This window comes from Microbacterium sp. NPDC090281 (assembly GCF_044769635.1).
Classification (GTDB): Bacteria; Actinomycetota; Actinomycetes; order Actinomycetales; family Microbacteriaceae; genus Microbacterium.
The window spans coordinates 1,379,851-1,396,709 of the sequence record NZ_JBIVYH010000001.1 but is presented as its reverse complement, the minus strand read 5'-3'; the positions used below and the strand labels follow the sequence as shown (position 1 = coordinate 1,396,709).

The 16,859-nt window shown below is 68.3% G+C and carries 12 protein-coding genes and 1 tRNA gene; 3 read left to right on the top strand and 10 right to left on the bottom strand.

Translation table 11 applies throughout. The features are described from left to right. Nucleotides 1–142 precede the first annotated feature (142 nt). The 3 genes from nusG to ACIQTX_RS06695 form a co-directional block, all read right to left on the bottom strand. A complete protein-coding gene (nusG, locus tag ACIQTX_RS06705; protein WP_028502399.1) occupies nt 143–1,186 on the bottom strand; it encodes a transcription termination/antitermination protein NusG in 1,044 nt (347 codons plus the stop codon). A gap of 42 nt (nt 1,187–1,228) precedes the next feature. Continuing rightward, nucleotides 1,229–1,501 carry a preprotein translocase subunit SecE gene (gene secE / locus ACIQTX_RS06700; RefSeq protein ID WP_017201518.1) on the bottom strand — a complete coding sequence of 91 codons (273 nt, stop codon included), beginning with the start codon at nt 1,499–1,501 and terminating at the stop codon, nt 1,229–1,231. 40 nt (nt 1,502–1,541) lie between these two features. Continuing rightward, a tRNA-Trp gene (locus tag ACIQTX_RS06695) sits at nt 1,542–1,614 on the bottom strand. A 195-nt stretch (nt 1,615–1,809) separates the two neighbouring features. Here ACIQTX_RS06695 and ACIQTX_RS06690 point away from each other — a divergent pair. Then, nucleotides 1,810–3,633: an HSP90 family protein gene (locus ACIQTX_RS06690; RefSeq protein WP_402970436.1), complete on the top strand. Its 1,824-nt coding sequence runs from the start codon at nt 1,810–1,812 to the stop codon at nt 3,631–3,633. Nucleotides 3,634–3,656: 23 nt separating this feature from the next. Continuing rightward, nucleotides 3,657–6,455, top strand: coding sequence for a hypothetical protein (locus ACIQTX_RS06685; protein ID WP_402970433.1), 2,799 nt, complete (start codon nt 3,657–3,659; stop codon nt 6,453–6,455). 8 nt (nt 6,456–6,463) lie between these two features. Here ACIQTX_RS06685 and poxB read toward each other — a convergent pair whose 3' ends face one another. Further along, a complete protein-coding gene (gene poxB, locus ACIQTX_RS06680) occupies nt 6,464–8,188 on the bottom strand; it encodes a ubiquinone-dependent pyruvate dehydrogenase (protein WP_402970430.1) in 1,725 nt (574 codons plus the stop codon). 180 nt (nt 8,189–8,368) lie between these two features. Between poxB and ACIQTX_RS06675 the strand changes: the two genes are divergently transcribed. Next, on the top strand, nt 8,369–8,539 hold the full coding sequence (locus ACIQTX_RS06675) for a hypothetical protein (RefSeq protein ID WP_181156786.1): 171 nt from the start codon (nt 8,369–8,371) through the stop codon (nt 8,537–8,539). A 53-nt stretch (nt 8,540–8,592) separates the two neighbouring features. Here ACIQTX_RS06675 and ACIQTX_RS06670 read toward each other — a convergent pair whose 3' ends face one another. From ACIQTX_RS06670 to gabT, 6 genes are all read right to left on the bottom strand, one after another. Beyond that, complete coding sequence (locus tag ACIQTX_RS06670) at nt 8,593–9,957, bottom strand: NAD-dependent succinate-semialdehyde dehydrogenase (protein WP_028502403.1); 1,365 nt, start codon at nt 9,955–9,957, stop codon at nt 8,593–8,595. Between the two features lie 57 nt (nt 9,958–10,014). After that, the gene (locus ACIQTX_RS06665) at nt 10,015–11,481 is read right to left on the bottom strand and encodes an NAD-dependent succinate-semialdehyde dehydrogenase (protein WP_105528184.1); all 1,467 of its coding nucleotides are present in this window, start codon (nt 11,479–11,481) and stop codon (nt 10,015–10,017) included. A gap of 22 nt (nt 11,482–11,503) precedes the next feature. Beyond that, a complete protein-coding gene (locus ACIQTX_RS06660) occupies nt 11,504–13,051 on the bottom strand; it encodes an APC family permease (protein WP_402970425.1) in 1,548 nt (515 codons plus the stop codon). Next, nucleotides 13,051–13,935: a universal stress protein gene (locus ACIQTX_RS06655; RefSeq protein ID WP_028502406.1), complete on the bottom strand. Its 885-nt coding sequence runs from the start codon at nt 13,933–13,935 to the stop codon at nt 13,051–13,053. The genes ACIQTX_RS06660 and ACIQTX_RS06655 overlap by 1 nt, the downstream gene beginning before the upstream one ends. Further along, the gene (locus tag ACIQTX_RS06650) at nt 13,935–15,317 is read right to left on the bottom strand and encodes an NAD(P)/FAD-dependent oxidoreductase (protein ID WP_105528186.1); all 1,383 of its coding nucleotides are present in this window, start codon (nt 15,315–15,317) and stop codon (nt 13,935–13,937) included. The genes ACIQTX_RS06655 and ACIQTX_RS06650 overlap by 1 nt, the downstream gene beginning before the upstream one ends. A 107-nt stretch (nt 15,318–15,424) precedes the next feature. Next, a complete protein-coding gene (gene gabT, locus ACIQTX_RS06645; protein ID WP_105528187.1) occupies nt 15,425–16,792 on the bottom strand; it encodes a 4-aminobutyrate--2-oxoglutarate transaminase in 1,368 nt (455 codons plus the stop codon). Nucleotides 16,793–16,859 lie beyond the last annotated feature (67 nt).

Below are 16,859 nucleotides of genomic sequence, written 5' to 3'. Positions count from 1 at the left end.
CAAGAGGCGCCTTTCCGGTCGCAGTTGCTGCCGCCTCGCGGACGATCAAGCGACAACAAGTGCGACCGGAACCGAATCGACGCACGGCACAACGCAAGAACGGCCGCCCCGAATGGGACGGCCGTTCTTGTCAGGGTGTGTGTCAGACCATCTTGGTGACCTGGTCGAACGACAGCTCGACCGGGGTCTCGCGCTCGAAGAGGGAGACGAGGACCGTGAGCTTGCCGCTCTCGGGCTTGATCTCGCTGATCGAACCCGGAAGGCCCGCGAACGAACCCTCCTTGATCGTGATGGTCTCGCCGACCTCGAAGTCGACCTCTGCCGGGAGCGGACGGGCGACGGCGTGGCCGCCCTTCGAGGCGATGTTCTTGGCGGTCGGGACGTCCTTGACCTCGACGAGCGCCTTCAGCATGTTGAAGGCCTCTTCGAAGCGCAGCGGCGTCGGGTTGTGGGCGTTGCCCACGAAGCCGGTGACGCCGGGCGTGTGGCGGACGACCGACCAGGTGTCTTCCGTGAGCTCCATGCGCACCAGCACGTAGCCGGGGATGCGCACGCGGGTGACCATCTTGCGCTGGCCGTTCTTGATCTCGACCACGTCTTCCATCGGGACCTCGATCTGGTAGATCTCGTCCTCGACCTCGAGCGTCGACTTGCGCTGCTCGATGTTGGCCTTGACCTTGCGCTCGAAGCCGGCGTAGGAGTGGATGACGTACCACTTGCCCGGAAGCATGCGCAGGTCCATGCGGAAGGCCTCGTACGGGTCTTCCTCCGCGTCTTCGTCGTCTTCGTCGTCGGAGGAGTCCTCGTCGCCCTGCGCTTCATCAGCGCCGAGGTCGGGACCGTCGTAGGGGGTGACCTCTTCGGCCGCAGCGGCGTCGAGGTCTGCGACCTCTTCGGCCACAGATTCGTTGAGGACCTCAGCGGCAGCCTCAGACTCAGCCGCTTCGTCCAGGTTGAGAGCGTCGTTCACGATCGCGTCCGCCTCCGGGTCGTCGATTTCGATGTCGATGTCATCCGTGTCGTCTCCTTCGCCGTCCTCGTCTTCGACGTGGACCGCGACGTGCTCAGCCGAGGTGACCGAGAGCTCTTCCTCAGCGAGGACGTTGCCCTCCTGGGCTTCGTCTTCCTCGCTGGACTGCTCTGCGGCGGTCGCCCAGTCGGCGTCGTCGGAATATCGTTCAGACACGTTGCTTCTTCTCCATAGCTGCGGCGCAAGCCGCGGGGGTCATCAGCCAGGGATTCCGAACACCCAGTGCGTCACGAACGCGAACAGCGTGTCCAAGCCGTAGACGATGCCCATGACGATGATCACGAAGACGAGCACCACCCCGGTGAACTTGAACAGCTCCTTGCGAGTCGGGGTGACGACCTTGCGGAGCTCGGCGATGACCTGGCGGATGAACAGGGCGATGCTCCCGAAGAACCGGGAGAAGGGGTTGCCCTTCTTCTCGCGGGTGGCGCCGGCCGCGACGACCTCGCCGCGCGGTTCGTCCTGATCCATCCTGAATGTACCTTTCGTGTGTCAGCGTTGCGCTGACGCGCAGGGCGGACAGGAATCGAACCTGCAACCTGCGGTTTTGGAGACCGCTGCTCTGCCAATTGAGCTACCGCCCTAGAGACCAGGAGGCCTCTGGGGTGTTCTCTTACTCTGCCACCGTAGCTGTGATCGGGAGACCCCAGGCATGGCGAAAGATTGCAGAGAACAACTGCCCCACAAGCATACGGCATCGATCCGGTGGCGCCGAACCGGGATCGCGAAGGCGTGTTCTTGTTAGGCTCAGCGAGCGAATGCAGGAGGAGGGAGCGCCGGTGAGCGCTGAAGTGCAGCAGTTCCAGGTGGATCTGCGCGGAGTCGTCGATCTGCTCAGCCGGCACATCTACTCCAGCCCCCGTGTGTACCTGCGGGAGCTTCTGCAGAACGCCCGCGATGCGATCACGGCCCGCCGCGAGGTCGACGGCGGGGGCGGTCGCATCCGGATCACCCCGCTGACCGCGGAGAACGGCGAGTTCGTCCTGCGCGACGACGGAGTCGGACTGACCGCGGCCGAGGTCGCCGATCTGCTGGCGACCGTGGGACGCAGCTCCAAGCGCGACATCTTCGACCTGCCGCGAAGCGACTACCTCGGGCAGTTCGGCATCGGTCTGCTCAGCTGCTTCATGGTCGCCGACACCATCGTCATCCGCTCCCGCAGCGCCAAGGGCGGCGCTTCGGTCGAGTGGACCGGCAGTGCCGACGGCACCTTCCAGGTCGCCGAGATCGACGAGGAACTGCCGATCGGCACGAGTGTGCATCTCGTGCCCCGCTTCGATGCCGACGAGCTCCTGCGCCCGGCTGCCGTGCATGAGTTGGCGACGACGTTCGGCGAGTTCCTGCCGGTGCGGGTGAGCGTCGACACGGCCGCCGGCGACATCGACATCACCAGGGATGCGCCGTTCCTCAATGCTGCTCGGGATCCCGACGCCGCCATCGGCTACGGGCGGGACCTCCTCGGCGCGAGCCCGCTCGACATCATCGAACTGAGCGAACCTGCCACCGGCACCAGTGGCCTCGCCTACGTGCTGCCCTACGCCCCTCCCCCCGGCGCACGCCAGGCGACACGCATGTACCTCGGTCGGATGCTGCTCTCCGAGCGCGTCGACGACGTGCTCCCCGACTGGGCGTTCTTCGTCCGAGCCGTGGTCGATTCCACCGGGCTCGCCCCGACCGCGAGCCGGGAATCGCTGGTCGAGGACGCCGCGCTCGAACGCGTGCGCGAGCAGTTGGGCGCCGGTATCCGCCGTTGGGTGCTCGAGCTGGGACTCAGCGAACCGCATCGCCTCGCGCAGTTCGTCGCGGTGCACGAGGTCGGACTCAAGTCGCTGGTGCGACATGACGAGGAGCTGGCCCACTTCATCTCCCGCTGGCTCACCGTGGAGACCACGCACGGCACACTGCGGATCGGCGACCTCGTCGAGCGCTACCCGCACGTCCGCTACGCGCAGACCGTCGACGAGTTCCGCCAGGTCGCCGGCATCTCCCCCGCGGAAGAGGTGCTCGTCAACGGCGGCTATCTCTACGACGCCGACCTGATCCGGATGCTCCCGGACCTGTACCCGCACATCACGGTCGAACAGGTCGACGTCACCGGTGAGCTCGACCGACTCGACCCGCCGCCACTCGACGACCGCGACGCCGCCGTGGCGCTGGAGGCCCGCGCGGGCGCCGTGCTCGCGACCTCGGACTGCTCCGTCATCGTGCGATCCATCGACCGGCCCGACCTCGCAGGACTCTACGTGGCCGACCCCGAGGTGCTGCGGGCGATCGACCGCGGACGCACCAAGGGCATCACCGGCTCGCTGTGGGGCGGCGTGCTGGACCGTATCGACCAGACCGTCTCCTCCGCACGCGAGGACGACCTGAGCGCCCGTCTGTGCCTGAACTGGTCGAACCGGGTCGTGCGCGCCCTGGTGCGTGTGCAGGACGACGCGGTCTTCGCCCGCACCGTGCAGCTCCTCTACATCCAGGCACTGCTCGCCGGGCACCACCCGCTCGCCGACGCCGACCGTGCGCTGATGACCAGCGCACTCGCCGACCTCGTCTCGCTCTCGGCCGGCCTGGAAGGGGACTCCATCCCCTTCGGCGACGCCCGCTGACACTCCCCCGAAAGGTTCCGTCCATGGCACGTCCGAAGAAGCGCTTCCAGCAGTTGATCGAGGAGATCGACCGCACTCCCTGGGGCCCCGCAGAGCAGGCTCTCGTCGCCGAGGCCGTCGCACTCGCCGTGGAGATCGGCGACGAGCGTCTGGAGTACGACGCCCGGATGCGTCAGACCGCTTCGGCCAACATGAACGGCGCGACCGACGTCATGCTCAACTCGTTCGCCTGGTGCCTCGCGCACCACGATGCCGAGCCGCAGCGCTTCCCCGCCGACCTCGACAACGGCGGGGCCGACCTGATGTGGCAGTTCAAGTGGATGGCGTCTTCGCTGCGTTCCTCCCCTGCCTTCTCGCAGGAGCAGATCGCCGCTGTTCTCGACGACATGGAGACGCACTACCGCGCCGCCGGCCTCGGCGCCAGCGGCGTGCTCACCGCGCGCTTCGAAGACGCCTGGGATGCGGGACGCATGGATGAGGCCGAAGCGCTGCGAGTGCAGCTGGAGGCCACCCCTCGCGACGACCACAGCCACTGCGACGCGTGCGGACGCAGCCAGATCGCCGGCTTCTTCGCCGACACCGACCGCGACGCGGAGGCGATCGTCCTGGTCGAGGAGATGATCGAGGGCGGCTTCTCCTGCGGCGAGGAGCCGGAGCACGCCCTCTCGCGCGTGCTGCTCCCGTACCTCCGCGCCGGGCGCCTCGACGAAGCGAAGACCGCGCACCTGCGCAGCTACCGGCTGGCGAAGGACAACCCCGACAACCTGCGCATCGTCGCCAACAACATCGTGTTCGCAGCCGTCACCGGCAACGAGGCGCGCGCACTGGCACTGGTCGAGAAGCACATCGGCTGGCTGGCGCACGACGGACTGAACGTCGACGCGCACTTCGCCGCTCTCGCAGCCCTCGCCGTCGCCCTGGATCGAGTCACGGCCACCGGGCACGGCGACACCCCCGTGCGCGGTGCGGAGTCGCCGGCGCTCGTTCCGTTCTTCGGCGAACATGAGGGCACCTGGAGCGCGGCGGATCTGGCCGCTTCCGCGTGGACGGCCGCCGAGCGGATCGGTGCGGGGTTCGACGGCCGCGACGGCACCGACGGACACGCACGCAGCCTGGAGCGGATGCGGGCGCTCGCGAACGAGCAGTACGACGTGCCGATCCGCTCGGATGCTTTCGTCGCCCCCGTCCCCACGAACACTCCGGTGGACGCGGACGGATGGTTCGAGCGCGCGATGCAGCTCGCTCAGTTCGGGGCCGAGCACGAGACCCTCGAAGCTCTCCCCCGCGCCCTCGAGGTCGAAGACCCGGCCAAACGCGCCCAACTGCTCTCGATGCGCCTGGGGATCCTGATCGCACTCGATCGCGCCGATGAGGCTCTTCAGCTGCTGCCGGAGCGGGTCGCAGCACTGCGGGCGACCGGCCGCGACGCGCAGGCCGACCTGGAGGAGCGGATCGGTCTCGCGACCTTCGGTTTGAACACCGCGGAGACCACCGCTGCGCTGGAAGAGGAGATCGCCGCTTCCGACGATCTGCCGGCCTGGACGCGCGGCGACCTCGCGATCAGCCGAGCCTCGCTGCACCTGCAGTCGGGTGAGGCGGACGCCGCTCTGGATCACGCCGAGGTCGCAGCACGGTCGTTCGCCGAGGCAGAAGACACCCGGCTGACGAACACCACCACGCTGCTGGCGATCTCGGCGGTGCTCAGCAAGGGCGACCTCGAGGCGGGGAGCGCGCTGCTGGACCGCTTCCTCGCCCAGGACGACCTCAGCGCGGGCCATCGAGCGCAGGCGCTGCAGACCCGAGCCCGCGTTCGCGGCGGCGGCAGCACCTATGCCGAGGGCGCGACCGACGCCGACGATGCGTGCCGGATTCTCGCCGAGCTGGGCGCCACCCGCGCACTCGGCGACGCCCATCTGCTCGCCGGAGCTCTCTGGGAAGACGCGGACGAGCCGGAGAAGGCTGTCTCCCGGTACCGCCTCGCGGCCCGGCTCGGCGGCGAAACAGGCGGCGACACGACGGGGCTGGACTTCCGTCTCGCCCGCGCCATGCTGCGCGTCGGCGACGCAGAAGAAGCAGCCGAGCTCTTCGGAGACGTGCTGCAGCGCGAGGAGGAGGCCGAGGTCGCTGCCGCCTCTCGCGCGATGACCGCCTCGATGCTGGCCCGGGCTCTGAGCGCTGCCGGCGAGTTCGGCCAGTCGGTCGGCGCGCATGGCTACGCCTCCGAGCTGTTCGGCCAGGCCGAGGAGCACGCCGATCAGGCGATGTCGATGACGGAGCAGGCGAAGATCCTCGCGCGCTTCGAGGAGCACGACGACGCGATCGCCCTGCTCGAATCGGCTGCCGAGATCGTGCGCCGCGCACCGGATGCCGTCGGCGCACTGACCGAGGTGCTGCACAGCCTCGGGCAGGCCTACGGCGGCCGCAGCGATGAGCGGGCGTTCGCCCTCTTCGACGAGGTCGCAGCGCTCGCGCAGCAGCACGAGGCCGAGTGGCTCCTCGCCGACGTGATGGACTCGCGCGGACGCGCCCTCGCCGAACTCGGCCGTGTCGAGGAGGCGGTCTCGGCCGTGCTCACCGCCGCTGACGGGTTCGCGGCACTCGGCGACGTGGGTTCGGCCGGTGGGTCCGAGCTGTTCGCCGCGCGCGTGCTCGCGGGGAACGACCGGTCAGCCGACGCCGTGCCCGTGTATCGCAGCGCCATCGAGCACGCGGCAGAGCACCCGCCGCTGCTGCAGGTCGCCTCGCTCGAGCTCGGCAACGTGCTCGAAGCACTCGGACGGCACGGCGAGGCCGCCGAGATCCGCGCGCACGTGGAGAGCTGAGCGCCCGCTCAGAACAGCTGGCGCCAGTTCGCCTTGGCGAGGTCGAGGAGCTCGTCTCCTCGACCGGACATCACGGTGCGGATCGCGTACAGCGCGAAGCCCTTCACCTGCGCGGCCTCGATGGCCGGCGGCATGGACAGCTCCTGCCGCTCGGTGACGACGTCGAGCAGTGCGGGGCCGTCGTGGGCGAGCACCTCGCGCACGGCATCGGGGAGGTCTTCGCTGCGTTCGACCCGGCGCGCGAAGATCCCCATCGCCTCGGCGATCGCGGCGAAGCTCGGATTCTCAAGGCCCGTCCCGTAGGTGACGAAGCCGGCGGCCTTCATCTCGAGCTCGACGAAGTTCAGCGACGAGTTGTTGACCACGATCGTCTTCACCGGAAGCTTGTTCTGCGTCAGGGTGAGAAGTTCGCCGAGCATCATCGAGAGTCCGCCGTCGCCGGCGAGGGCGACGACCTGACGATCGGGCTGCGCGACCTGCGCCCCGATGCCGTGCATCAGCGCGTTCGCCATGGAGCCGTGGGTGAACGAGCCGATCAGGCGCCGGTTCTCGGTCATCGACAGATAGCGAGCCGCCCATACGGTCGGTGACCCCACGTCGGCCGTGAAGATCGCATCGTCGGTCGCATACTCGTCCAGGAGCCGAGCGAGGTATTGCGGGTGGATCGGGCGCTTGCCCTTGGCAGGCACGGCCAGCTCGTCGAGCTTCTTGCGGGTCTTGCGGTAGTGGGCGGTGGCGTCGTCGAGGTGCGTGCGGTCGTCCTTGCGCGCCACCCGCGGCAGCAGTGCGTCAGCCGTGGCGCGAACATCGCCGACCAGTCCGAGATCGAGCGGATGCCGCTTGCCGAGCTGCGCGCCGCGGATGTCGACCTGGATCGTCTTCGCGGCGTCGGGGTAGAACTGCTCGTACGGGAAGTCGCTGCCCAGGACCAGCAGCGCGTCGGCGGACTCCATCGCGCGGAAGCCGGAGGCGAAGCCGAGAAGCCCCGTCATCCCGACGTCGAAGGGGTTGTCGTACTCGATGAACTCCTTGCCGCGGAGGGCATGCACGATGGGCGCGCCCAGCTTGTCGGCGAGGGCGATCACCTCGTCATGCGCGCCTTCGACACCGGCGCCCGCGAGGATCGTGACCTTCTTGGCCGCGTTCAGCAGGGTCGCCGCCTTCTCGAGCTCCGCCGCGTTGGGCACGACCACGGGGCGGGCGCGCTCGATCACGACGGCACGGTCGTCGGCGATGTCGGCGAGGGCGACGTCTCCGGGGATCACGAGCACCGCGACCCCGCGTTCCTCGATCGCGGTGCGCATGGCGATCTCGAGCAGTCGCGGCATCTGCTTCGGGTCGGCGACGTATTCGACGTAGACGCTGCACTCACGGAAGAGCTCCTGCGGATGCGTCTCCTGGAAATAGCCGGTGCCGATCTCGCTCGTGGGGATCTGCGCGGCGATCGCGAGCACCGGCACGCGCGAGCGGTTGGCGTCGTACAGACCGTTGATGAGGTGCAGGTTGCCCGGTCCGCAGGATCCGGCGACGACCGCGAGTTCACCCGTCAGAGCGGCATCGGCGGCGGCCGCGAAGGCTGCGGATTCCTCATGCCGCACGTGCACCCAGCGGATCGTGCCGTCTTTGCGCAGCGCGTCCGTGAAGCCGTTCAGCGAGTCACCCGGGATGCCGTAGACGCGGTCGATCCCGTTGGCGTGCAGAGTCTTGACGATGTTCTCAGCGACGTTGGCCATGCTTCGACCCTACGCCCGGGTCAGGGGGCGAGGCTCGACCGAAGGCCGTGACAGATGTCACCTGCAACGCCGACATCCGACACTGTTCCCGCTCGCGAGGGCGATCTAGCCTCGGAGAGTCAGAGGAGCCGCGGCCTCGGATCACTCGGGCAGAGCCGCGGCACGACGAGAGGATGCAGAATGAACGACTTCGCCATCGGAGACACCGTGCAGATCACCGGCAGGACGATGACCGGCAACGTCGGGACGGTCGTCTCGATCGACGAGAAGCGCGGGAAGTACCTCGTGCGGATCACGGATGTCACCCAGAACTACTTCACCCCGGACGAGCTGAAGCTCTTCTCGGCCTGAGGGCGAAAGAGGCGGCGCCCCTCGGGACGCCGCCTCTTCTTCATCCGAGACGCTCAGCCGATGCGGATGAGCTTCTTGTTGACGAACTCGTCCGCAGCCAGGTGGCCCAGCTCGCGAGCGGTGCCGCTGCGCTTCACGCCGCCGAAGGGCAGCTCGGGGCTGTCTGCCAGCACGAGGTTGACGTAGACCATGCCGGCCTCGATCTTGTCGGCGACGCGCTCGGCCTGCGCGGCATCCGTCGTGAAGACGTAGGAGCCGAGGCCGAAGGTCGTGTCGTTCGCGAGTGCGACCGCCGCGTCCTCGTCCGCCACGCGGTAGACGACGGCTGCGGGGCCGAAGAGCTCCTCGCGGTACACGTTCATCTCGGGTGTCACATCGGCGAGCACGGTCGGTGCGAAGAACGCGCCGTCGCGGGTGCCGCCGGTGAGGAGCGTCGCCCCCTGCTCCACGGCCTGGTCGACCTGCTTCTGCAGGTTCTCCGCTGCCGTCTCGGACGCGACCGGTCCGAGGACCGTGTCATCGAGCGTGGGATCGGTCGCCTCGACGGCGGCCATCTTCTCCGTGAACTTCTCCACGAACGCGTCGTACAACCCGTCGACCACGATGAAGCGCTTGGCGCCGTTGCACGCCTGCCCGTTGTTGTCGAGACGCGCGTCGACGCCGGCCTGCACTGTGGCGTCGAGGTCATCGGTCGAGAGCAGGATGAACGGGTCGGACCCGCCGAGCTCCAGCGCGACCTTCTTGAGGTTGCGACCGGCGATCTCGGCGACCGCGGCACCCGCACGCTCGGATCCGGTGAGCGAGACGCCCTGCACGCGCGGGTCGGCGATCATCGTCGCGATCTGCTCGTTGGTGGCGAGCACGTTCTGGTAGGCGCCCTTCGGGAAGCCGGCGTCGTGGTAGATCGCTTCGATCGCGCTCGACGACTCCGGGCACTGCGGCGCGGGCTTGAGCAGGATCGTGTTGCCGACGATCAGGTTCGGAGCCGCGAAGCGCACGATCTGGTACGCCGGGAAGTTCCACGGCATGATGCCCACGAGCGGGCCGAGCGAGGAACGGCGGATGATGGCCGAGCCGTCGCCCAGGATGGCGATCGGCTGGTCGGCCATGATCGACTCCGCCTGGTCGGCGTAGTACTCGGCGATGTCGGCGGCGAAGTCGACCTCGCCCAGGGCGGCCTCTCGCGGCTTACCCATCTCACGCACGAAGATGTCGGCGAGCTCCTCACGACGTTCGCGGTGCAGTTCGGCGGCACGGCGGACGAGCGCCGCACGCTCGGCGACGGTCGACGAGCGGGACCACACTCGGTGGGCCTCGTCGGCAGCAGCGACGGCCTCATCGATCTGGGCATCCGTGAAGGTGTCGAAGGACGCCAGCGTCTCTCCGGTGGCGGGGTTGATGACGGCGTAGTCGGTCATGACATGTCCTCTCGTGTGGTGGTGCGGGGCCCGACAGTGCGGACCCCGCATCGGAAATCAGGAGACCGGGATCAGCGTGTACTTGGTGGACAGGTACTCGTGGATGCCCTCGAGCCCGCCCTCGCGACCGACGCCGGACTGCTTGACGCCGCCGAAGGGAGCAGCAGCGTTCGAGACCACACCGACGTTGAGACCCATCATGCCGGTCTCGAGCCCGTCGATCATCCGCTGGCCACGCTGCAGGTTCTCGGTGAACACGTACGAGACGAGCCCGTACTCGGTGTCGTTCGCGAGACGCACGGCCTCTTCCTCGGTCTCGAAGGTCGCGATCGCGAGCACCGGTCCGAAGATCTCCTCGCGGAGGATGGCACTGCCGGCGACGACGTCGGTGAGCACCGTGGGCTCGTAGAACGTACCGGTGCCCTCGACGGCCTTGCCGCCGGCAAGCAGCGTCGCACCACGCTGGACCGCGTCATCGACGAGCTCGCCGGCCTTCGCGACAGCACCCGCATCGATGAGCGGGCCGATCGCCACGCCGTCCTCGGTACCGCGGCCGATCTTCATGCCGTTGACACGCTCGGTGACGCGCTTGGCGAATTCGCCCGCGACGTCCTTGTGCACGATGAAGCGGTTCGCCGCCGTGCACGCCTGCCCGATGTTGCGGAACTTCGCGGCGAGCGCGCCGTCGACCGCCTTGTCGAGGTCGGCGTCGTCGAACACCACGAACGGCGCGTTGCCGCCGAGCTCCATCGACACGCGCAGCACGCCCTCAGCCGCCTGAGCGATGAGCTTGCGGCCGACCTCGGTCGATCCGGTGAAGGAGAGCTTGCGCAGACGCGGGTCGGCGATGATCGGCGCCGACAGGGCGCTCGACTTCGACGTCTGCACGACGTTGACGACTCCGGCGGGGAGCCCTGCCTCTTCGAGCAGCTTGGTGAAGTACATCGTCGTCAGCGGCGTGAGTGCCGGGGGCTTGATCACGACGGTGCAGCCGGCGGCGAGCGCAGGCGCGATCTTGCGGGTCGCCATCGCGAACGGGAAGTTCCACGGCGTCACGAAGAACGAGGGTCCGACCGGACGCTGCGAGACGACCATGTGGCCGGTGCCCTCGGGGTTGATGCCGTAGCGGCCGCTGATGCGCACGGCCTCCTCGCTGAACCAGCGCAGGAACTCGCCGCCGTAGACGACCTCGCCACGCGCCTCGGCGAGCGGCTTGCCCATCTCGAGCGTCATGAGCAGCGCCAGGTCTTCCTTGTGCGCCTGAACGAGATCGAACGCGCGGCGGAGGATCTCGCTGCGCACGCGCGGAGCCGTGGCGGCCCACCCGTCTTGGGCTGCGACCGCGGCGTCGAGCGCGCGGATGCCGTCGCCCGGAGTCGCATCCGCGATGGTGCGGATCACGGCACCGGTCGCGGGATCCTGCACATCGAAGGTGCCGCCGGTCTCGCCGTCGATCCACTGACCGCCGATGAAGAGGCCGGTGGGGATGCTGTCCAGGAGCGCCTGTTCGGTCTGAGTGCTCATGATTCTCTTTCTGTGAGGAGGGCTAGGAGCGCTTGCGTCGGCTGGGCGGTGCGTCGATGCCCAGCGTCTCGCCGCGGAAGAAGGCGGGCCGGCGGACCGCATTCCAGATCATGACCGCGATGCCGACGACGATGATCAGCATCCCGAGGATGAAGACGATGCCGACGCCGCCGATGTTCGAACCGGAGCCGTAGGCGGGGTCCATCGAGTCGATCAGCGTGGTGAAGAACAGCACCGCGAGGATCGCACCGCCCACGAGCGGGAACAGGAACGTGAAGAAGAAGTTGCGTGTCGAGTCGAACCACTGCTTGCGGAAGTACCAGACGCACGCGAAGGCGGTGATCCCGTAGTAGAAGCAGATCATCATGCCGAGGGTGAGGATGGTGTCCCACAGCGTGTCTTCGCTGACGATGCGCATCACCGCGTAGAACGCCGACGCCACGATGGCCGAGACGATGGTGGCGTATCCCGGGGTGAAGAAGCGCGGGCTGACCTTCGCGAACGACTTCGGCAGGGCGCCGTAGTGCCCCATCGCCAGCAGGGTGCGCGCCGGGCCGACGAACGTGGACTGCAGCGACGACGCCGAACTCGTCAGCACCGCGAGCGACACCAGGAACGCGAGCGGTCCGAGGATGGGTCCGGAGAGGTGGAAGAACACGTTCTCCTGGATGTCCTCGTTGCCGAGCCCCAGCGCACCGGTGCCGACGCCGGCGAACATGATCATCGCGACGGCGAGCAGCAGATACAGCGTCACGATCGTGACGACCGTGATCGTGGCGGCGCGCCCCGGCGTCTTCTCCGGGTCCTTGGTCTCCTCGTTCATGGTCAGGGTGACATCCCAGCCCCAGAAGATGAAGATCGAGAGCGAGAGGCCGGCGGCGACCGCGCTGAACGACGAGATCGCGAACGGGTTGAACCAGTTCAGATCGAACGGCTGGTAGTCGAAGCCGTTGCCGTTCACCGCCTGCACGATGGCCGCGCCGGCGAAGAACAACAGGACGAGGATCTGGAAGCTCACGAGCCAGTACTGCAGCTTCTGCGTGGTCTGCATGTCGCGGTACGAGATCCAGGTCGCGCCGAGCATGAACAGCAGGCACACGCCGATGTTGATCCAGGTGACGCTCGCGAGGCCCGCGATATCGGGATTGCCAGTGATCTGCGAGAGCAGCAGGAAGAGGAAGTCGACCGCGATGCCGGCGAGGTTGGAGAGCACCAGGATCGTGGCGACCACCAGCCCCCACCCCGCCATCCACCCGATCCACGGCCCGAAGGCGCGCGTGGCCCAGGTGAAGGAGGTGCCGGAGTCGGGCATCCGGTTGTTGAGCTCGCGGTAGCCGAAGGCGACCAGGAGCATCGGGATGAAGCCGACCAGGATGATCGCCGGGATCTGCGCCCCGACCGTTGAGGCCACGGGGCCGACGGCGGCGGTGAACGTATAGGCGGGCGCGATGCACGAGATGCCGATGACGACCGCCCCGATGAGGCCGACCGTTCCGGCGCTCAGGCCCTTGGTCGAGATGCCGGTGGTGACACCGGATTCGGGCTCCGTCGCCCGGTTGGTGCTGCTCATCAGCGGTCTCCTGCTTCGTTGCGGGTGCGCGGGACGACGATCATGGGAACGGGCAGCTCGTGCAGCATCTTCGCCGCGGTGGAGCCCAGGAACAGGCGGCGGGGCTGCGCCAGTCGGCTGGAGCCGACCAGGACGACTTCGCCCGGAAGCCAGGAGAGATGCGCGACGGCATCCTCGACGGAATCGCCAGGAGCCTTCTCGACCGCAGCCGTGCGACCGTCGGGCAGCAGCTCGGATGCGACCGCGAGCACTTCCTGTCCGTGCGTGTCTCCGACCGTGCGGATCGCTCCGGTGTCGAGGCCTGGAGGAACGTCGAACGGCACGAGGGACACGAGACGGAGATCGACGTGGCTGTCGCCGGCGAGGGCGACCGCCTCATCGAGCAGCGCGTCGGCGCCGGGGCGATTGCCGACGGCGACCGTGACCCGCGGGATGACGTGATCGTCCTGCTGCGCTGTGCCCACGGGGGCCAGTGCCACCGGGATGGTCGATGAGTGCAGCAGCTCCGAGGCGACGCTGCCGAGCCGGTGGCGTCCGAAGATGCCCCCTCCGGCAGCGCCGATCACGATCAGCCTGGCGCCGAACTCCTCACCGGCGGCGATGAGCCCCTCGGCGAACGATTCAGAGAACCGCACATGGCCGCTGCGGGTCAGCTCCTGAGGGAGGCGGACCACGGCGTCGCCGAGCCACTTCTTCGCCTGCGCCCTGATGTGCTCCTCGTAGGCGCGCTCCGGTGGGACCGCAGCACTGCGCGTGCCCTCGTTCGGCAGCACGATCACCAGGTGCAGGGTCGCACCGAGGCTCCGCGCGAGCCGTGCACCGAGAGCAGCGGCATCCGCTCCCGCATCCGTCGCCGTGTAGCCCACGACGACCGAGCCGGTCATCAGCTGCTGCTCTCGACCGCGCCGGTCTCGCGACTCGCGTCGACGATGTCGGATGCGACGAGGTGCCCCATCCGGATGGCGCCGTCGACGTGCTGGTATCCGGCACCGGCGATGTCGCTGCACGCGAAGTGGATCGGGCCGACCGCGGTGCGAAGATCAGCACCGTAGCGGTGCAGGCCCCCCATGTCGAAGCTCGCGGCGTAGGCACCGCGCGTCCATTCCTCGCTGCCCCAATCGCTCTCGTAGTAGACGACGGTGTTCTTGGCCTCGGGCCCGTAGTAGTGCGACAGCGACTCGAGGATGCGCTCCTTGCGCTCCTCAGCCGAGAGCTCGAACACGCCGTCGGCGTTGGCGTCGGAGACGAAGCCCACCAGCGTGCCGCGCTCGTCGCCGTGGTTCGTGTTGTCGTAGGCCTCGTGCACCAGCTCGTAGGGGCTGAACGCGGTGCCGCTGAGTCCCTGCTCGCGCCAGAACGGACGGTCGTAGACCGCGTGCACCTTGATCACGAAGCCCATCGAGAGGTGCTGGTGCAGCTGGTGCTGGCGGCGCGGCAGCGGCGGCACGAACGCGATGCGGCTGTACAGCACCGGCGCGTGCGCGAGGATCGCGTGGCGGGCGCGGACCGTGACATCGTCGGTGGTGGCCACGACTCCGGCGTCCGACCATTCCAGGCTCCGCACCGGCTGGTTCAGCAGTACGTCGTCGCCCAGTCGCTCGGCCAGACGCAGCGGAACCTGCTGCAGACCGCCGACGACACGCTTGTCGAGGATGAAGTCGGCGTCGACGAGGTTCGAGTAGGAACCGGCGGATGCCGCCATCAGCAGCGACTGCAGCAGCGAGAACGCGTGCGTCGGCTTGGTGAGCATCGCCGACCCCGTGGCGAAGGCCAGGTTGCGCACGGCCTCATCGTCGTCGGTCTGCTGACGCAGCCACGCGTCCCAGGTGACGGAGTCCCACTCCTCGGCGTTCGGGTGCGCCCACGGACGATCGGGCTCGATCTCGGCGACCAGTGCGTCGAGGATGTCGGTGATGCGGGCGATCTCGGCCTCGGTCTCCGGCGCGACCGGGAACATCTCGCCGGTGAAGCGGTGCGTCTTCCCGTCGGGGCCGACGTACACGCTGTCGCCCTCGCGGTAGCGGCTGTAGGTCTCGAGCCCCAGCTCTTCGATGGCTTCCTTGAGCGCGTCCTGATCCGGCGAGACCCACTGGCCGCCGATCTCGAGCATGGCGCCGTCGATGACGTCGGTCCACAGGCGCCCGCCCACGCGGTCGCGGGCCTCCAGCACGGCAACCGAAAGGCCGGCCTTGCGCAGGTCGTTCGCGGCCGTGAGCCCTGCGGCTCCGGCACCGATGATGAGTACGTCGCGGGTGATCTCAGACATCTGCAACTCCTTCGTTGGGTGAAGTAGTGCCGGTCGCGACCCGAAATCCCCCGATTGGGGTCGCGACCGGACAAGGGGTCAGACCGCGCGGGAGCGCGGCCTGCACGTTATTCCTTCGTCGCGGCGAGTGCCGCAGCGACGATGTCGATTCCTTCGTTCAGCAGGTCGTCGCCGATCGAGAGCGGAGGCAGGAAGCGGATGACGTTGCCGTAGGTGCCGCAGGTGAGCACGATCACGCCCTGGGCGATGCACGCCTTGGCGACGGCAGCCGTGAGAGCGGCATCCGGTGCCTTGGTCTCGGGGTCGACGAACTCGGCGGCGATCATCGCACCGTGGCCGCGGATATCTCCGACGCGCGGGTCGTCCTGCTGGATCGCTGTGAGGCGCTCGATCAGGATGGAGCCGATCTCCCGCGCACGCTCGATCACACCGTCGTTCTCGAAGACGTCGATCGACGCGAGTGCCGCTGCACACGCGATGGGGTTGCCGCCGTAGGTGCCGCCGAGGCCACCGGAGTGCGAGGCATCCATGATCTCGGAGCGACCGGTCACGGCGGCGAGCGGAAGGCCGCCGGCGATGCCCTTGGCCGTGGTGATCAGGTCGGGCTCGATGCCGAAGATCTCGCTCGCGAACATGTGACCCGTGCGGGCGAAGCCGGTCTGCACCTCATCGGCGATGAAGACGACGCCGTTCGCGCGGCACCAATCGACGATCGCCGGCAGGAAGCCGTCGGCCGGGACGATGAAGCCGCCCTCGCCCTGGATGGGCTCGATGATGACAGCGGCCAGGTTGTCGGCGCCGATCTGCTTCTCGAGCTGCAGGATGACGCGGGCCGCAGCGTCGCCGCCGTCGAGCCCGTCGCGGAACGGGTACGACATCGGTGCGCGGTAGACCTCGGGGGCGAACGGACCGAAGCCGCTCTTGTACGGCATCGACTTGGCGGTCAGCGCCATGGTCAGGTTGGTGCGGCCGTGGTAGCCGTGGTCGAACGCGACGACTGCCTGGCGACCGGTGTGCTTGCGGGCGATCTTGATCGCGTTCTCGACGGCTTCCGCCCCGGAGTTGAACAGGGCGCTCTTCTTCGCGAAGTCACCGGGGGTGATGCGGTTGAGCGCCTCGGCGACACCCACGTACGACTCGTACGGCGAGATCATGAAGCACGTGTGGGTGAACTGCGCGGCCTGCGCGGCGACGGCGGCTGCGACCTTGGGGTGCGCGTTGCCCACCGTGGTCACGGCGATGCCGGATCCGAGGTCGATGAGCGAGTTGCCGTCGGCGTCCACCACGACTCCGCCACCCGCGGCGACGGCTGCGATCGGCACGGTGTGACCGACACCGGCCGCCACGGCATCCGCCTTGCGCGCGAGGATCTCGGCCGAACGAGGGCCGGGGAGGTCCGTGACCAGGCGACGCTCCTGCGGGAGGTCGGGTCCGCCGAGAGGGACTGCGGGGGCTGCGGTGTCGAGGAGTGCCATGTTCGCGAGCGTACGGCGGCGTCACAAACGGTCGCACTCACCGATCTGTACAATTTGGAGAAGGATT

Excerpts from the sequence above, each read along its gene's own strand:
- secE (WP_017201518.1), bottom strand. The coding sequence starts at position 1,501 with ATGGATCAGGACGAACCGCGCGGCGAGGTCGTCGCGGCCGGCGCCACC.
- ACIQTX_RS06685 (WP_402970433.1), top strand. The coding sequence starts at position 3,657 with ATGGCACGTCCGAAGAAGCGCTTCCAGCAGTTGATCGAGGAGATCGAC.
- poxB (WP_402970430.1), bottom strand. The coding sequence starts at position 8,188 with ATGGCCAACGTCGCTGAGAACATCGTCAAGACTCTGCACGCCAACGGG.
- ACIQTX_RS06675 (WP_181156786.1), top strand. The coding sequence starts at position 8,369 with ATGAACGACTTCGCCATCGGAGACACCGTGCAGATCACCGGCAGGACG.
- ACIQTX_RS06670 (WP_028502403.1), bottom strand. The coding sequence starts at position 9,957 with ATGACCGACTACGCCGTCATCAACCCCGCCACCGGAGAGACGCTGGCG.
- ACIQTX_RS06665 (WP_105528184.1), bottom strand. The coding sequence starts at position 11,481 with ATGAGCACTCAGACCGAACAGGCGCTCCTGGACAGCATCCCCACCGGC.
- ACIQTX_RS06660 (WP_402970425.1), bottom strand. The coding sequence starts at position 13,051 with ATGAGCAGCACCAACCGGGCGACGGAGCCCGAATCCGGTGTCACCACC.
- ACIQTX_RS06655 (WP_028502406.1), bottom strand. The coding sequence starts at position 13,935 with ATGACCGGCTCGGTCGTCGTGGGCTACACGGCGACGGATGCGGGAGCG.
- ACIQTX_RS06650 (WP_105528186.1), bottom strand. The coding sequence starts at position 15,317 with ATGTCTGAGATCACCCGCGACGTACTCATCATCGGTGCCGGAGCCGCA.
- gabT (WP_105528187.1), bottom strand. The coding sequence starts at position 16,792 with ATGGCACTCCTCGACACCGCAGCCCCCGCAGTCCCTCTCGGCGGACCC.